Below are 16,627 nucleotides of genomic sequence, written 5' to 3' on the forward strand. Positions count from 1 at the left end.
AGATCATGCTGGGCAGCCGCTCGATACAAAATTTCCACACTGACTTGCGCGGCGACGCTGCATCATGGGCCGTCAGCCGAGTGGAATTCCGCGCTCCCGGCGCAACGCAGGTGGTGCTTGACGGTCACGCCGCGCAGCCGGGCCAATCGGCCCAATTCAACGGTGTGCTCGACATTGAATCGTCCGATCCCGACACTTTCGTCGGCTGGTTGCAAGGCCGCGACAAAATCGTCCGCGAAAGCCAAAAGCCGTTGCGGCTGCGGGGTAATTTGAAGGTCGATCCAGGTCACGTTGCCTTGGATCAGTTCAAGGCCGACATCGAGGGCGGCAGCGTTGAAGGACGACTGTCGTTTATCAATCCGGCGGCCGGGAAGGGTGCGCGCCTCGATGCCGAACTCAAAGCGGACCGTCTCGATCTCGATGCAGCGAGCAGCCTGGTCCGCGCCCTCGCTGGCCCGCAAGGCGGCTGGCCGGATGAGGGGCAACTCGCATTGAACGTCGGAAGCGCGATATCGGCCGGGCAGGAGTTGCGTCCGTTCATAGCCAGATTGAGCTACGCAAAATCGGCGATCTCGCTGGAGCAACTGAAAATCGGCTCGCCCGGCGGCCTCGTGATAGAAGGGTCCGGTGGATTCGACCCCGTGAATGCAACCGGACAGCTGGCGCTGAATGCGACATCGGCGTCGATTGCACAGATAACGGACCTGATTGCTCCGGTCGCGCCCACTGTCGCGGCGCGCCTCAATGCGATGCCGGCGGCTGCGGGAGGCGCGCAGCTTTACCTTACGGCTAATGTCGCTAAAAACCCTGCCGACGAGAACAAGGTCGAAGCCAGCGCCAAGCTCGATGTCGATCTGCCGCAACTGAAAGGCACGCTGTCGCTGGTTGCTGCGCCTTCGCTTGCGGATTTGCGCGCAGCCGATCTCGACGCATTGGCACGAAGCGAGGTCACGCTCCGGACGAAGATGGCGGCGAAGCGAGGCGGAGCCTTGCCGGCCTTGCTCGGCCTTGATCGTGTGATCGCAGTTGGCGATGGCGCGGTGCTGAAGGCGACGGCGACGGGCGCGTGGCATGCTCCGGTCCGGCTGAATGCGAAGATGTCGGGAACGGATCTGGATGCCGAAATAAAAGGAACGATGGAGCCATGGTCGTCGGATCGGAAGGCTGATCTCAATCTCGCAGTGCGCAGCCTCGACCTCGGACCGCTGCTTGATCCCAAGTCATCCGATTCCCGCGCCCGGAACGTCAGCCTGACGTCACATGTCACGCTGGCCGGTAGCAAAGCGATCTTCCACGATATCGACGGCACGGCGGCGGGTAGCCACATGCGCGGGCGCGTTGCGGTGAATTTCGGCAATGAAAACGTCGTCGAGGGCGAAATCGGAATGGACACGCTCGATCTGGCATCGGCGTTCGGATTCGTCGTCGGCACCGCGCGACACGATACCGCCGAGCCGCTGCGTGCCGGCTTGCCGGAAGGTTGGCGCGGTCAGCTTGCATTCGAGGCGCTGCGGGGCGCATTGCCGGGAGGCGTCGAACTGCGACCTGTCAACGGCACTGTCAAGGGAGACGATCATTCCCTGACGTTCGATGCGATGAAAGGGAAGATCGGCGATGGCGACGCCACAGCGCGCATCGAGCTAGAGCAAGTTGCCGACGGTGTTGCCCTGAATGCGGACGTTCAACTCAGGAACGTCGACGGACCGGCGTTGCACTACGGCAAGCTGGCGATGCCTGCAGGTCGCGTCTCGGCGCAGATTGCGCTCGCGAGCCAGGCCCGGAGTATGTCTGCTCTGGTGGGAGCGCTGGCCGGCAACGGTCTGGTCACGCTCGAGCAGGCGCGCATTCCAGGACTCGACCCCCACGCGTTCAACGCTGCGGTCAATGCAGGAGGGGGCGGTCCATCGGACGACGCCAAGTTGCAACAGACGGTGGAACGGTCTCTGTCTGTGAGTCCGTTGGCGGTCGCGTCCGCGCAAATTCCGTTTACCGTGAAAGATGGCCGCGTGCGTGTCAGCGCAACGGCGCTGGAAGGTGACGGCGCGCGTGCCAACGTCTCCGGAGGGTATGACATCGCTGCGGACCAAGTGGATATTCGCGCCAGTCTTGCTTCAACCTCGGAAGGGTCTGCAAATGATCGTCCCGAAATTCAGATCTTCGCGGCTGGATCGCCCGACACGATCAGTTCGAGCGTGGATGTTGCCGCGCTATCTTCCTGGCTTGCGTTGAAAGCGATCGATCGCGAAACCCGCAGGCTCGATTCGATCGAGCAAAGCATGGCGACGCCGCCCAAGCCGCCTTCTGAGCCTCCGCCGGCAGTGACGGCATCGCTTCCGGCTGCACCGCCTGACGTTTCCGCCGAACCATCGGCAACTGGTGACGTGCCTATCGCCAATGCGCCCGTGCCGAAGCGTGATCCGCGGTGGTCTCGCGCGAAAGCCCGGATGAGCATTCCGGCGCCGGTGGTAGCATCGATTCCGGCTGCACAGCCTGACGTTTCCGCCGAACCGTCGGCGACGGACGACGTGCCCCTCGCCAATGCGCCCGTGCCGAAGCGCGATCCGCGCCGGGTTCGCGCAAGAGCGCGGGCGGCTGTCAAGCCGCGTCCGGTTGCCCCTTCTCAGGCCTCTAGTGCCTCGGCGCTGCCATGGGCCGGGCCTCTGTCGCTGCCAATCCAGATCCGGCCTGCGCCGCCAAGGCCTGTTTCTCGCCAGCCGCTGGTGCAAAGGCCACCGGCAGCGACCCCGCGACCGGCTCTTTAGACTTGAAAACCTGCCGCTTTCAGAGGCGGAAAGTTTCGGAGCATTCCGGAGCAAGACGCCGAAAAATCGAGCCTGCTATAAGCTATTCCGAACCGAGCGGCGTAAGCCGCGTCGAGGGTGACTGACGTTCGCCGATGAATATGGCGCTCGCCGCTCGCGTACGGAAATGCTCGAGAACATAGAGACGGATAGCCGAGGACAGATTGCCGGTCCTGCGAGTGGTATCGATCGTGGCGATCTGCGTGGACAGTGTCGTGCCCCGCAGCATCGCGATATCTTTCAGGCTGGTCCAGAACGCATCTTCGAGGCTCACGCTGGTCTTGTGACCACCGACGACCACCGATCGTTTAACGACGGCATATTCACGTTCGCCGCGGCTATCGCCGCTCTGGTCGTTTCGCATGATTGGCTCCATCTGGTTTTCCGGACAAGCGTCACTCCCCCGCGCACGATGACATCTCACCGGACGGCTTGTTCGGTCTGGATTACGATATGATGTAACAGACCATCGGTGGACCGCGCCGCGGGCATGCGGGTGATCTTCGCCGGCCCACCTCTGATCGTGCCGTGGCGGATCATCGAGGTACAGGTACATAGTAGCTGAAAGGGCCGGGCACCGGTATTCGGGAAACAACCTAAGTGTTTGCTCACTATCATGATGCCGACGTGAGCAGACATACGGATGCGATGCGCGGAATTTGCTGCGCAGGAATCCAGGTTCGCTATGCGCCGGGGCTGTTTTCTGACCCTGAAACCGTTGCACGGCTTCGAAAGTAGTCCAGGACAAAAAGGCGGATGGCGGAGGAGAGATTGCCCTGTTGACGGTTGCTGTCGATCTCGCCCACCAGTTCGGACAATGTCATGTCGCGAAGGCCCGAGATTTCCTTCATTCCGTTCCAGAACGCCTCCTCAAGACTTACGCTGGTCTTATGGCCGGCCACCACAATCGATCGTTTCACCACCGGCGATTTCATGATGCGTCCTCGGTGTCGATGCGGTGCTGATCGAGCAGCTTTTTCTCGCGGATTATTCGCTGTTCGTTGAGATCGCGTTCGGCCTTGGGCCGGCCGAAGCGTGCTCGGTTGGCGTCGGCAACCGCAGCCATGCGCTCCCGCTCGGCGCGCTTCCTGCGCTTGTTCAGATTGATCACATCCCCCATGACCGATTCCGCCATCTCAAAACGCTGGGAACGCCTACCTGCAAAGGTCAAAATTTACCCGTTCTGCGCAAGCGGCTAAGCGTGCTCTACCATGATGCACTGCAACAGTGATAGAAAATATTCGCTAAATCAAGATATCAAATGAAACATAACTAGTTCGGATGACCGTGTTTTTAGAATGATCCGCTTCGCGGGCGGAGTCTTCCCGTGCGGGGAAGAAGGCTAGGTTGGGTGCGTCATTTTGTCAGGCTGCACCAGACTGTCGAACTCCGCGGCCGTGACGAAGCCGAGCCGCTGGGCCTCCTCCTTCAAGGTCGTTCCGCGGGCGTGGGCGGTTTTGGCGACCTTCGCGGCGTTGTCGTAACCGATCCTGGGTGCAAGCGCCGTGACCAGCATCAGCGAGCGTTGCATCAATTCGCTGATCCGCTTCTCGTCGGCGCGAATGCCCTCGACGCAGTGCTCGGTGAATGAACGCACCACGTCGCTCAGCAATTGGATGGAGTTGATCATGCAATAGGCGAGAACCGGCTTGTAAACGTTGAGCTCGAAGTGACCCTGGCTGCCGGCGACCGTTATCGTGGCCTGGTTTCCGAACACCCGGCAGCAAACCATGGTGATGGCTTCGCACTGGGTAGGATTCACCTTTCCCGGCATGATGGACGAACCAGGCTCGTTTTCGGGCAGGATCAATTCTCCGAGACCGGAACGCGGCCCGGATCCCAGCAGGCGAATATCGTTCGCGATCTTGAAAAGGCCGGTTGCGACCGCGTTGATCGCCCCGTGAGCGAAAACATAGGCGTCGTTGGAGGCCAGCGCCTCGAATTTGTTGGGCGCGCTCGTGAACGGAAGTTTAGCCAGCGCCGCCGCGCGCTTCGCAAACAGTTTCGCAAATTTCGGCTTCGAGTTCAGCCCGGTACCGACGGCGGTTCCGCCTTGCGCCAGCGGATAGAGGTCCTCCAGCGCGGTGCGAAGTCGTGAAAGGCCGTTCTCGACCTGTGCCGCATAGCCGGAGAATTCCTGGCCGAGCGTCAGGGGGGTCGCATCCTGCGTATGGGTCCGACCGATCTTGACGATACGAGCGAACGCTTTTTCCTTTTTGCGCAACGCCTTGAGCAGCCCGGTGAGGGCGGGTACCAGGTCGGACGCGATGCCTGTGGCCGCCGCGATATGCATCGCCGTCGGAAACGAGTCGTTCGACGACTGGCTCATATTGACGTGGTCGTTGGGATGAACGGGCTTTTTGGCGCCGAGTTCTCCACCGAGCAACTCGTTGGCGCGGTTCGCGATCACCTCGTTGAGATTCATGTTGGTCTGGGTGCCCGATCCCGTCTGCCAGACCACCAGCGGGAAATGATCGTCGAGCTTGCCGTCGATCACTTCACGCGCGGCGCGAATGATTGCAGTCGTGCGCCGTTGGTCGAGCAGGCCGAGTTCGCGATTGGTCTGGGCCGCTGCAAGTTTGACGATGCCGAGCGCCCGGATGATCGGCACCGGCATACGATCGTTGCCGATGCGGAAGTTCTGCCGGCTGCGCTCGGTCTGGGCTCCCCAGTAACGGTCGGCCTGAACATCGATGGGACCGAAGCTGTCGGTTTCCGTGCGCGTCGCTGTTTTGCGTGATGACGAAGCCATGGGTCAGGTCCGTTATGCTCGACGCGGCGATGCCAAAGGCAGCCGGCCGCATCGCTGCGGATTGGGACAACTCGGCAAATGCAACGCGCACTACTTTTTGCGGAAGCGGTCCAATCTGACAACCTCGGCGCCTTCGCCAGGCTTGGGTTTGTCCTCGATTTCGGCCGCGGCGGGCAGGGCGGGAGCTTCCGGAACGGTCACGAGCTCCGGCGCAGGCGCTGCCGAAGGCTCGACAGTCTCGGTTGTCGCGGTTTCGGCCGGCTCGAACTGCAGGCCAAACTGAACGGACGGATCGAAAAAGCTCTTGATTGCGTTGAAAGGAACCACCAGACGTTCGGGAACGCCGCCGAACGACAGGCCGACCTCGAAGTGATCCTCACTCACCGCCAGATCCCAGAACTGGTGCTGGAGAATGATCGTCATTTCCTCGGGGTACTGCGCCAGAAGGCGGGATGATATCTTCACCCCGTCTGCTTTCGACAGGAAGGTGATAAAAAAGTGATGCTCGCCCGGCAAACCCTGTTCTGCGGCATCCGTCAACACCCGACGCAGAACGCCGCGCATCGCCTCGCTCGTAAGCACATCGTAGCGGATATGATCGGTTGCCATCGATTGGTCTCGTCGCCTCAGCGGAGTCAATGTAAGTTCCAGCCGGCGATTGAAGCGCCGACTCGCATTGCCTGTTTATGGTACTCCGGCGCTCGCGCCAGGTCAGCAACGGTGAGGTCGGACTTGTGAAATTATTGTCGCCGCCCGTCGAGCAAGCAGCGAACGGATGATAGTGGAGGCTTCTGTTGCCAGGTGCCTCCGAACCCCGCCTGACGGAGCTTAACCCGTCAGGACTTCAGAGTGGTCTTTCAAACTGCGTTACGCAGCCTGAGCAACCGGAGCATAGTTGTCGTTTGCAACTATTGCATAGCCCGATAACGGCGGAACCATACCGGGAAAAAGCGAGCCCTTTACGCCCTCGTCGATCCTGTTTCGCCCCCGCCGGAACCCGCGAATAACAAAAGCCGGGTCGGGCTCTGGTGGAGGCGCCGGGTACTGCCCCCGGGTCCGAATGGTTTATTACGGCGGCCATTTATTTCCATAGCCGGCGAACCGGCAGGCTCAATATAACCCTCGAACGCGGATGAAAAAAGATGCCTGACGGCATATTTGAGCGGGGAAATCTCGCCGGATCCTGCAGTCTTGCGACGCAGCCAGTCTTGCCAGGGAGGCTATGCGAATCCATTCTGAGACAAACCGTCGGCTCCAGTCGCCGCGGCCCGAGACGGGTCGGGCTCCCGCTTCAGCCGTCAGCAGCGCCGTTATTATGAACCAGTACCACGATCTGCTCGAACGAATACTCAGCGACGGTGCGGAGAAACATGACCGTACCGGCACCGGCACGCTGTCCATTTTCGGGCACCAGATGCGCTTCAATCTCGCATCCGGATTTCCGATGCTGACTACCAAGAAGCTTCCGCTCAAATCGATCGTGCATGAACTGCTCTGGTTCCTGAAGGGCGATACCAATATCAAGTACCTGACAGACAACGGCGTCTCGATCTGGAACGAGTGGGCGGACGCCAACGGCGATCTCGGCCCGGTCTACGGTTCGCAGTGGCGCTCATGGCCCGCGCCCGATGGACGCAGCATCGATCAGATCGCCGATGTCGTCGAGATGATCCGGCGCGATCCGGATTCGCGGCGGCTGATCGTCAGCGCCTGGAATCCGGCCGAGGTCGACAGGATGGCGCTTCCGCCCTGCCACTGTCTGTTTCAGTTCTATGTCGCCGACGGAAAGTTGTCTTGCCAGCTCTATCAGCGCTCGGCGGATGTGTTTCTGGGCGTACCCTTCAACATCGCATCCTATGCGTTGCTGACGATGATGGTCGCGCAGGTCACGGGGCTCAAGCCGGGAGACTTCGTGCACAGCCTCGGCGACGCGCACCTCTATTCGAATCACATCGATCAGGCGCGGCTTCAACTCACGCGGCCGCCACGTCCGCTGCCGACGATGACGATCAATCCCGAGGTGAGGGATATCTTCGCTTTCCGCTACGAGGATTTCAAACTCGAGAACTACGATCCCCATCCGCACATCAAGGCCGAGGTCGCGGTGTGACCGCGAACGCCTCCAGGCATCTCGAAATTGTCCTGATCGTCGCAGCCGCCGAGAACGGCGTGATCGGCAGGGGCAACGACATTCCGTGGCGGCTGAAGGCCGATCAGCAGCGCTTCAAGGCCATTACCATCGGCAAGCCGATCGTGATGGGCCGCAAGACATTTGTCTCGTTGCGCCGGCCGTTGCCGGAGCGAACCAATATCGTCGTTACCCGTGATCCAAACTTCGTTGCGATCGGGGCGGTGGTGACGCGATCGCTGGCAGACGCCCTTGCCGTGGCAAAAGGGGATGCGCTGCGACGTTCGGTCACCGAGATCGCGGTGATCGGCGGCGCGGAGATTTATGCCGCGACAATGCCTGCGGCCGATCGTCTCGAAGTGACGGAGGTTCATGCCGAGATCGACGGCGACGCCGTTTTCCCCGCGATCGATCCGTCGATTTGGCACGAAACCGACCGGAGCCAAAACGAGGCGGCAGCAGGCGACACGACGGACTATTCTTATGTGACATATCGCCGTCGGACGCCGCAGTAATCGCACGCTGCGACGTTAACATTGACAATTTTCTGTTCGGATATAGCTCCTTGCAGCCAACAAGCCGCGTTGTAAGGGCCGTGTGCGTCCCCTATAAGGTCGAACAGACAGAGCGAGGCTGGGGTTTGCGAAGCCCGGATCCGCGCGGAGGAGAGTGTCGATGCCGTGGAAGAATCAAAGCGGAGGTCCGTGGGGCTCTGGTCCGAAAGGACCATGGGGATCCGGCCCGCAACCGGCGGGGGGGCCAAAGCCGCCCGATCTCGAGGATCTGCTGCGCCGCGCTCAGGAACGTATCCGACAATTGCTGCCGGGCGGACATCTCAGTGGCATGGGCATTGTGCTGATCCTGATCGGCGCTGTTGTGATCTGGGGCATGTCCGGCTTCTTCCGGGTGCAGTCGGAAGAACTGGGTGTGGTATTGCGCTTCGGCAAGCATGTACGGACCGTGCAGCCCGGCCTCAACTATCACCTGCCGTACCCGATCGAGACCGTGTTGCTGCCGAAGGCGCTGCGCGTCTCGACCCTCAATATCGGTTTGACGCTGGCGCAGGACCCGGCGCGCAACACCAGCACGATGCGCGATGTGCCGGAGGAAAGCCTGATGCTGACCGGCGACGAAAACATCGTCGACGTCGATTTCACGGTGTTGTGGCGGATCAAGCCGGGTGGAGTCGGTGACTTCCTGTTCAACATCCAGAACCCGGAAGGTACCGTCAAGGCCGTGGCGGAAAGCGCGATGCGCGAACTGGTCGGACGCTCGGATATTCAACCGATCCTGACGTCGGAGCGAACCAAGATCGAAATCTCGGTGCAGGAGCTGATGCAGAAGACGCTGGACCAGTACGGCGCCGGCGTTCTGATCCAGCAGGTCCAGATGCAGAAGGTCGACCCGCCGGCACAGGTCATCGATTCTTTCCGCGACGTGCAGGCAGCGCGCTCCGACCTCGAGCGGCTGCAGAACGAAGCCCAGACCTATGCCAATCGCGTCATTCCCGATGCGCGCGGGCGGGGCGCGCAGATCGTGCAGAACGCCGAAGGATACAAGGAGCAGGCGATCGCAGAAGCCAAGGGTCAGAGCTCGCGGTTCCTGCAGGTTTATGAAGCCTACAAGGCGTCGCCGGACGTGACGCGTGAGCGCATCTACCTGGAGACCATGGAGCACGTGCTCGGGGACGCGGACAAGCTCGTGTACGATCTGGGCTCATCGTCTTCGGGCATTGTGCCTTACCTGCCCTTGAACGAACTGACATCGCAGCGCGGCGGCGGCGCGACCGCGAACCAGCCGGCCAAGACGAACGGGAGCGCCCGATGAAAATCGGAGTTTTAGGAATTGCCGGACTGCTGATCGGGCTGGCTTTGCTCGTGGTGGGATATAGTTCCGTGTTCACCGTGAGCCAGACCGAACAGATTTTGGTGGTGCGACTCGGCGAACCGGTGCGTGTCGTCACCGATCCGGGATTGCATTTCAAGGCGCCGTTCGTCGATACCGTGATCCCGATCGACAAGCGAATTCTGGACCTCGAGCAGGCGTCGCAGGAAGTCATTGCATCGGATCAGAAACGGCTCGTCGTCGATGCGTTCGCGCGCTACCGCATCAAGGATGCGCTGCGGTTCTACCAAAGCGTGGGTACCGTCCAGGCCGCCAATATCCAGTTGACGACGCTGCTCAACGCATCGCTGCGCCGGGTTCTCGGCGAGGTGACGTTCATCCAGGTCGTGCGGGATGAGCGCGAAATGCTGATGGCCCGCATTCGCGACCAGCTCGACAAGGAGGCCGCCGGATACGGCATCTCCGTGGTCGACGTCCGGATTCGCCGAGCCGATCTGCCCGAGCAGAACAGCCAGGCGATCTATCAGCGCATGCAGACCGAGCGGCAACGCGAAGCCGCCGAGTTCCGCGCTCAGGGCGGTCAGAAAGCGCAGGAAATTCGGGCCAAGGCCGATCGCGAAGCAACCGTGATCATCGCCGAAGCCAATTCCGCGGCCGAGCAGATTCGCGGTCAGGGCGATGGTGAGCGCAACCGGCTGTTTGCCGCGGCCTACAATCAGGCGCCGGCATTCTTTGCGTTCTACCGGTCGATGACCGCCTATCAGAATGGCTTGAAGGGCAGCGACACCCGCTTCCTGCTGAAACCCGATTCCGACTTCTTCCGCTTCTTCGGAAGTGCCGGCGGCAGGCCCTCCGCACCCGCGCCGAAGCCGTAAGCTCCGAAACGCGGGGGATGCCGGGGGCCGTCCGATGGGTTCCATTGCCTTCGCCGATTTTCTGATCGGTCTTGGGATTCTCTTCGTGCTCGAAGGCATCCTGTTCGCAGCGGCGCCGGATTTGACGCGGCGGGCCATGAAAAGCGCGCTGGCTTTGCCGGAGCACGTTTTGCGAATGATCGGCATCGGCTCGGCCATTGCGGGCCTGATCCTGATCTGGCTGGTCAGGCATTAAAGCCGTTTGCGTTTTCGGCGAAATAAACCGATCCGTCTTGCCGGCGTGGTATGCCGTCATTCCACCTGTCTCTCGTCGCTCGCCGAAACTCAAGGGCGTAGAGACCCGGCGAAACCGGGTGCGACCGGTCGCAACGGTCGGAAGAAAGAATCGGTCGACAACCGGTCAACGGCATCGTGAAAGCATGCCAGCTTTTCGCCGCAATCGATACCGCTGGTGGCCGCAAACACCGTTTCCGCTGCTTGCGTAGATAGAGTGTTCGGGCGCACTGTAGGCCCGACGATATGCTTCTCCAGGAGAGACTTGAAACATGACCGGAGCGATTCCCGCGTTGAGACTTCGCCGGCGTTCCCTGCTGGCCGCGTTTTGCCTCGGCGCCGCGAGTGCCCTGATATCCGTGCCGGCCCTTGCCCGCGGTCCCGACGGCATCGCCGACGTCGCGGAGAAGGTGATCGACGCAGTGGTCAATATCTCGACGACCCAGACGGTCGAAGCCAAAGGCGGGGAGGGACGCCGCGCCATTCCGCAGCTCCCGCCCGGTTCGCCGTTCGAGGAATTTTTCGATGACTTCTTCAAGAACCGCCGGAGCGGCAAGGATGGCGGCCTGCAACCGCACAAGACCAACTCGCTCGGTTCCGGATTCATCGTCGACCCTTCCGGAATTGTCGTCACCAACAATCACGTCATTGCCGATTCCGACGAGATCAACGTCATTCTGAATGACGGCACCAAGGTCAAGGCCGAGATCGTCGGCGTGGACAAGAAAACCGATCTCGCCGTGCTGAAGTTCAAGCCGCCGCACCCTCTGACCGCCGTCAAGTTCGGCGATTCCGACAAGTTGCGGCTCGGCGAATGGGTGATCGCCATCGGCAATCCGTTCAGCCTCGGCGGCACCGTTACCGCCGGTATCGTCTCGGCGCGCAACCGCGACATCAACAACGGTCCGTATGAGAACTATATCCAGACCGACGCCGCCATTAACCGCGGCAACTCCGGCGGTCCGCTTTTCAACCTCGACGGCGAGGTTGTCGGAGTCAACACGCTGATTATCTCGCCGTCGGGCGGCTCGATCGGCATCGGTTTCGCCGTGCCCTCGAAAACGGTCGCCGGCGTCGTCGATCAGTTGCGGCAGTTTGGCGAGTTGCGGCGCGGCTGGCTCGGGGTCCGTATCCAGCAGGTCACCGATGAAATCGCCGATAGCCTCAATATCAAACCGGCGCGGGGCGCTCTGGTCGCCGGCGTCGAGGACAAGGGGCCGGCCAAGCCCGCCGGCATCGAACCGGGCGACGTCGTCATCTCCTTCGACGGAAAGGACATCAAGGAGCCGAAGGATCTGTCGCGCATCGTGGCCGACACGGCCGTCGGCAAGACTGTCAATGTCGTGATCATCCGCAAGGGCAAGGAAGAAACCAAGAAAGTGACGCTGGGGCGTCTCGAGGATAGCGACAAGGTCACGCCCGTGTCGGTCAAGACCAGGCCCGATGGTGACGAGAAGCTCGACACGCAGAAGGCGCTCGGCCTCGATCTCGCCGCGCTGAGCAAGGATCTGCGGGCGCGCTACAAGATCAAGGATAGCGTCAAGGGCGTTGTCGTCACCGACGTGGAGGCGGATTCGGACGCGGCGGAGAAGCGGCTCAGCGCCGGCGATGTCATCGTCGAGGTGGCGCAGGAAGCTGTCAGCAGCGCCTCCGATATCCGCAAGCGCATCGATCAGTTGAAGAAGGACGGCAAAAAGGCCGTGCTGCTGATGGTCTCGAACGGCGCAGGCGAACTGCGGTTCGTGGCGCTGAGCTTGAAGTAGGCGACGACCGCGCTTCGCCCGTCATTTTTCGGACGGCTTGCATCGCAAGCCGATCCGGAATTTGTATCGACGCATCGGATAAGGCGGCCGCAAGGGTTATGGATTCGAGGCTCGTACCTGTGTGCATCCCGGTATGAGGATATTGTCGAGCGTCGTGTATCTGCTGTGCCTCAGAACAAAATCTATGCGCTGACGAACTCCTCGCGACGATAGCCTTGCGCATACAACAGCGCAGTGAGGTCGCCATGGTCGATTCGTGCGGCTGCGGCTGCGGCAACCGCAGGCTTGGCATGATAGGCGACGCCGAGGCCTGCGTTTTGAATCATGCCGAGGTCGTTGGCGCCATCGCCGACAGCAAGCGTATCGACGTTATCGAGATCGAAGGCCTCGCGCAGTTCGACCAGCGTTGCCAGTTTTGCTTCGCGGCCGACGATCGGTTCTGCGGCCTTGCCCGATAATTTACCGTATTCGATAAGCAGCGTGTTGCCGCGATTTTCCTGAAAGCCGATCATGGGCGCCACCGCTTCGGTGAACAGCGTGAAGCCGCCGGAGATCAGGCAGGTATAGGCGCCATTGGCGCGCATGGTCATGACCAGTTCGCGGCCGCCCGGTGTCGGTGTGATGCGTTGTGCCAGCACGTCGTCGACAACGGTGACGGGAAGGCCTTTCAATAAGGCCACGCGCTCGCGAAGCGCGTCTTCGAATTTCATTTCTCCGAGCATGGCGCGTTCGGTGATGGCGGCAACGTGCGCCTTGAGACCGGCGAAATCGGCGAGTTCGTCGATGCACTCCTGGCCGATCATGGTGGAATCCATGTCGGCCAGAAACAGTTTCTTGCGCCGGCCAAGCTGCGGCTGGACCACCACGTCGATCGGCAGATCGGCGCGCGCTTCGCGCAGGCGCTGCACGATCGCGGGAATGGTCTCCTCGCTTTCGAAGGGAATGTCGGCCGCGACTTCGTCCCACAGCCAATGCGCCGGCCCGGCGTTGCCAAGAATTGCGCGCGCGCCGTCCAGCACCGTGCTATCGAGCGCGGGGTTGGCAGGATTGCAGATCAGCGTGGCGACGAGCGACATGAGCGGGGTAAATCCTGGCGAGGCGGAAGAGGGCGGGGCGGATGCCGTGCTTATCGCAGGGCCGACGGCGAGCGGCAAGTCCGCGCTGGCGCTTTCGCTGGCCGAGCGGACCGGCGGTATCGTCATCAACACCGACTCCATGCAGGTGTATCGCGATCTTCGCATCATCACGGCACGCCCGACGCCGGACGAGGAAGCGCGTGTGCCGCACCGGCTTTACGGTCATGTCGATGCGAGCATTAACTGCTCCGCAGGAATGTGGGTTGGCGATGCCGCGAAGGCCCTCGCGGAAGCGCGTGCGCAAAACCGTCTGCCGATCTTTGTCGGTGGCTCCGGTCTTTACTTCAAGGCGCTGACTCGCGGCCTGTCGGCGGTGCCGCCGATTCCGTCCCAGCTGCGCGACGCCGTGCGGGCGCGACTCGAAAGCGAAGGGCCCGAGGCGCTGCATGCCGTTCTCGCGCGGCGCGATCCGGCGGCGGCGGACCGTCTGAAGCCGCGCGACCGGGCGCGCATCGCCCGCGCTTTAGAGGTCGTCGAGGCGACCGGCCGCTCCCTGACTGACTGGCATCGCGATGGCCTTCCGCCGCTGTTGCCGCCGGACAAGGTGAAGCCGGTGTTCCTCGCTCCCGATCGTGAAGCGCTCTATGCGCGGATCGATGCCCGCTTCGGTGCGATGCTCGGGGCCGGAGCCCTGGAGGAAGTCGCGGCGCTGGCCGAACGCCGCCTCGATCCGCTCTTGCCCGCGATGAAGGCGCACGGCGTGCCGGCGCTGATCCGGCATCTGCGCGGCGAGATGTCCTTGGATGAGGCAGCCGGGATTGGTCGCGCCGACACCCGCCATTACGCCAAGCGGCAGTTCACCTGGTTCCGCCACCAGTTGCCGGAGTTTGAATGGGTGAGGCCGGAGGAGGTGGACGTGCACCTGAGCTACTTAACCTCGCCAAGCGCATGGCGATCGGCTGAATGGGATGCGTGGCCAAAGTAACAAAACAAACGGCGGGAAATCCTCTCCCAAAACGAGGTCTGCTGGCATATTTGGGTCGAAACACGGTTGACGGGGGCGACTCTGGCCTCTATAACCCGCGCAACCTTTGGGAAGTCTGGCGATAAAATGCGTAATTTTGTTACCAAAGTGGTGCCCGTTATCGTCGTACCCTGGAGCGCCGCCCGGGACGGCTGAGGCCGTCTGAATTCAAGGCGGTGCGCCCGGGGCCCTTCAGAGGCCCTTTTTTATTTTCCGACGATCCGAAGCCGACGGAGCCGACCATGAGCGACAGCAAACGCCACGCCCCCCAACAGATGACCGGTGCGGCCATGATCGTCCGCGCCCTCGTCGATCACGGCGTCAAACACATTTTCGGCTATCCGGGCGGCGCAGTGCTTCCGGTCTATGACGAGATCTTTCAGCAGAGCGACATCGAACATATCCTAGTGCGGCACGAGCAGGGCGCCGGTCATGCGGCCGAAGGCTATGCCCGCTCGACCGGCAAGCCGGGCGTCGTGCTGGTGACCTCAGGCCCCGGCGCCACCAACATGGTGACGCCGCTGACCGATGCGCTGATGGATTCGATCCCGCTCGTCTGCATCACCGGGCAGGTGCCGACGCACCTGATCGGAAACGACGCGTTCCAGGAATGCGACACCGTCGGCATCACCCGGCCGTGCACCAAGCACAACTGGCTGGTGCGCAATGTCGACGATCTTGCCAAGGTGCTGCACGAGGCATTCTACGTGGCGACCACGGGCCGGCCCGGACCTGTCGTCGTCGACGTGCCGAAAGACGTTCAATTCGCGACCGGAACTTATACGCCGCCGCGCAAGTCGGATGTCCACGTCTCATATAAGCCTCAGGTCAAGGGCGATGCCGGACAGATCCGCAAGGCGGTGTCGCTGCTGGTCAACGCCAAGCGGCCGGTGATTTATACCGGCGGCGGAATCATCAATTCAGGCCGCGACGCCTCGAAAACATTGCGCGCGCTGGTCGAAGCCACGGGCTTTCCGATCACATCAACCCTGATGGGTCTCGGCGCCTACCCGGCCTCCGGCAAGAACTGGCTCGGCATGCTCGGCATGCACGGCACCTATGAAGCCAACATGGCGATGCACGATTGCGACGTCATGCTGTGCATCGGCGCGCGCTTCGACGATCGCATTACCGGCCGCACCGACGCGTTCTCGCCGGGGTCAAAGAAGATTCACATCGACATCGATCCCTCGTCGATCAACAAGAACATCCGCGTCGATGTGCCGATCATCGGCGATGCGGGCAGCGTCATGAGCGACCTGTTGCAGGCGTTCAAGGCGGAAGGCAAGACGCCGAAGATCGATCCGTGGTGGTTCGAGATCGGACGCTGGCGCGCACGCAATTCGCTGGCCTACAAGAAGAACAACGACGTGATCCTGCCGCAGTTCGCGATTCAGCGGCTGTTCGAGGCGACGCGCGGACGAGACACCTACATCACCACTGAAGTCGGCCAGCATCAGATGTGGGCGGCGCAGTTCTTCGGCTTCGAGGAGCCGCACCGCCTGATGACCTCGGGCGGCCTCGGCACCATGGGGTATGGCCTGCCGGCCGCACTCGGCGCGCAGGTGGCGCATCGCGACAGCCTTGTCATCGACATCGCCGGCGACGCCTCCGTGCAGATGACGATGCAGGAAATGTCGACGGCCGTTCAGCACGAGCTTCCGATCAAGATCTTCATCCTGAACAACCAGTACATGGGCATGGTACGGCAGTGGCAGCAGTTGCTGCACGGCAATCGCCTGTCGCATTCGTACTCGGAAGCGCTGCCGGATTTCGTCAAGCTCGCCGATGCCTTCGGCTGTGTCGGCATCCAGACGACGAAGCCGTCCGACCTGGACGGCGCGATCAGGGAAATGATCTCGGTGAAAAAGCCGGTGTTGTTCGACTGCCGCGTGGCGGCGCTGGAAAACTGTTTCCCAATGATCCCGTCCGGCAAGGCGCACAACGAAATGCTGCTGCCGGCGGAAGCCAATGACGATGCGACCGCAGCCGCCTTCGCCGGCGGCAAGGCGCTGGTGTGAAACGTCCATGAAAACTGGATGCCCGCCTTCGCGGACATGACCAATTGAGAGAGCGTAAATGAACCAGCC

General features: G+C 61.7%; 15 protein-coding genes and 1 other RNA gene. 9 read left to right on the plus strand and 7 right to left on the minus strand.

Going from position 1 to position 16,627, the window contains the following annotated elements:
* On the plus strand, positions 1–2,762 hold a 2,762-nt coding region (locus tag ACS3WB_RS15735), incomplete at its 5' end, for a hypothetical protein (RefSeq protein WP_438276422.1).
* 82 nt (positions 2,763–2,844) lie between these two features.
* On the opposite strand, the gene ACS3WB_RS15740 is transcribed toward ACS3WB_RS15735, so the two are convergent.
* From ACS3WB_RS15740 to ssrA, 6 genes are all read right to left on the minus strand, one after another.
* Positions 2,845–3,165 carry a ribbon-helix-helix domain-containing protein gene (locus ACS3WB_RS15740; protein WP_438276423.1) on the minus strand — a complete coding sequence of 107 codons (321 nt, stop codon included), beginning with the start codon at positions 3,163–3,165 and terminating at the stop codon, positions 2,845–2,847.
* Between the two features lie 319 nt (positions 3,166–3,484).
* Positions 3,485–3,736 carry a ribbon-helix-helix domain-containing protein gene (locus ACS3WB_RS15745; RefSeq protein WP_438276424.1) on the minus strand — a complete coding sequence of 84 codons (252 nt, stop codon included), beginning with the start codon at positions 3,734–3,736 and terminating at the stop codon, positions 3,485–3,487.
* Positions 3,733–3,921, minus strand: a complete 189-nt coding sequence (locus tag ACS3WB_RS15750; protein WP_438276425.1) for a DUF4169 family protein — start codon at positions 3,919–3,921, stop codon at positions 3,733–3,735. The genes ACS3WB_RS15745 and ACS3WB_RS15750 overlap by 4 nt, the downstream gene beginning before the upstream one ends.
* A 222-nt stretch (positions 3,922–4,143) precedes the next feature.
* Entirely contained in the window at positions 4,144–5,553 is a 1,410-nt protein-coding gene (gene fumC / locus ACS3WB_RS15755) for a class II fumarate hydratase (RefSeq protein WP_438276426.1), read from the minus strand.
* A 90-nt stretch (positions 5,554–5,643) separates the two neighbouring features.
* Entirely contained in the window at positions 5,644–6,162 is a 519-nt protein-coding gene (locus ACS3WB_RS15760; RefSeq protein ID WP_438276427.1) for an SspB family protein, read from the minus strand.
* Between the two features lie 171 nt (positions 6,163–6,333).
* Positions 6,334–6,698, minus strand: a transfer-messenger RNA (tmRNA) gene (ssrA, locus tag ACS3WB_RS15765).
* Between the two features lie 170 nt (positions 6,699–6,868).
* On the opposite strand from ssrA, the gene ACS3WB_RS15770 reads away from it, so the two are divergent.
* From ACS3WB_RS15770 to ACS3WB_RS15795, 6 genes are all read left to right on the plus strand, one after another.
* Complete coding sequence (locus tag ACS3WB_RS15770) at positions 6,869–7,663, plus strand: thymidylate synthase (protein ID WP_438276428.1); 795 nt, start codon at positions 6,869–6,871, stop codon at positions 7,661–7,663.
* Positions 7,660–8,196 carry a dihydrofolate reductase gene (locus ACS3WB_RS15775; RefSeq protein WP_438276429.1) on the plus strand — a complete coding sequence of 179 codons (537 nt, stop codon included), beginning with the start codon at positions 7,660–7,662 and terminating at the stop codon, positions 8,194–8,196. Before ACS3WB_RS15770 ends, ACS3WB_RS15775 begins: the two co-directional genes overlap by 4 nt.
* A 160-nt stretch (positions 8,197–8,356) precedes the next feature.
* Positions 8,357–9,508, plus strand: coding sequence for an FtsH protease activity modulator HflK (hflK, locus tag ACS3WB_RS15780; RefSeq protein ID WP_438276430.1), 1,152 nt, complete (start codon positions 8,357–8,359; stop codon positions 9,506–9,508).
* Positions 9,505–10,401 (plus strand): protease modulator HflC, encoded by an 897-nt coding sequence (gene hflC, locus ACS3WB_RS15785; protein ID WP_438276431.1) that lies wholly within the window; start codon positions 9,505–9,507, stop codon positions 10,399–10,401. Before hflK ends, hflC begins: the two co-directional genes overlap by 4 nt.
* A 34-nt stretch (positions 10,402–10,435) precedes the next feature.
* Positions 10,436–10,636, plus strand: coding sequence for a DUF2065 domain-containing protein (locus ACS3WB_RS15790; protein ID WP_438276432.1), 201 nt, complete (start codon positions 10,436–10,438; stop codon positions 10,634–10,636).
* Positions 10,637–10,946: 310 nt separating this feature from the next.
* Positions 10,947–12,437 carry a Do family serine endopeptidase gene (locus ACS3WB_RS15795; RefSeq protein WP_438276433.1) on the plus strand — a complete coding sequence of 497 codons (1,491 nt, stop codon included), beginning with the start codon at positions 10,947–10,949 and terminating at the stop codon, positions 12,435–12,437.
* Between the two features lie 182 nt (positions 12,438–12,619).
* Here ACS3WB_RS15795 and serB read toward each other — a convergent pair whose 3' ends face one another.
* A complete protein-coding gene (gene serB / locus ACS3WB_RS15800; protein ID WP_438276434.1) occupies positions 12,620–13,513 on the minus strand; it encodes a phosphoserine phosphatase SerB in 894 nt (297 codons plus the stop codon).
* On the opposite strand from serB, the gene miaA reads away from it, so the two are divergent.
* Both miaA and ACS3WB_RS15810 read left to right on the plus strand, forming a co-directional pair.
* A complete protein-coding gene (gene miaA / locus ACS3WB_RS15805; RefSeq protein ID WP_438276435.1) occupies positions 13,512–14,498 on the plus strand; it encodes a tRNA (adenosine(37)-N6)-dimethylallyltransferase MiaA in 987 nt (328 codons plus the stop codon). The two genes, serB and miaA, sit on opposite strands and share 2 nt — an antisense overlap.
* Before the next feature lie 281 nt (positions 14,499–14,779).
* Positions 14,780–16,558 carry an acetolactate synthase 3 large subunit gene (locus ACS3WB_RS15810; protein ID WP_438276436.1) on the plus strand — a complete coding sequence of 593 codons (1,779 nt, stop codon included), beginning with the start codon at positions 14,780–14,782 and terminating at the stop codon, positions 16,556–16,558.
* The last annotated feature ends 69 nt before the right edge of the window (positions 16,559–16,627 follow it).

Source organism: Nitrobacter sp., from assembly GCF_051535215.1.
Classification (GTDB): Bacteria; Pseudomonadota; Alphaproteobacteria; order Rhizobiales; family Xanthobacteraceae; genus Nitrobacter.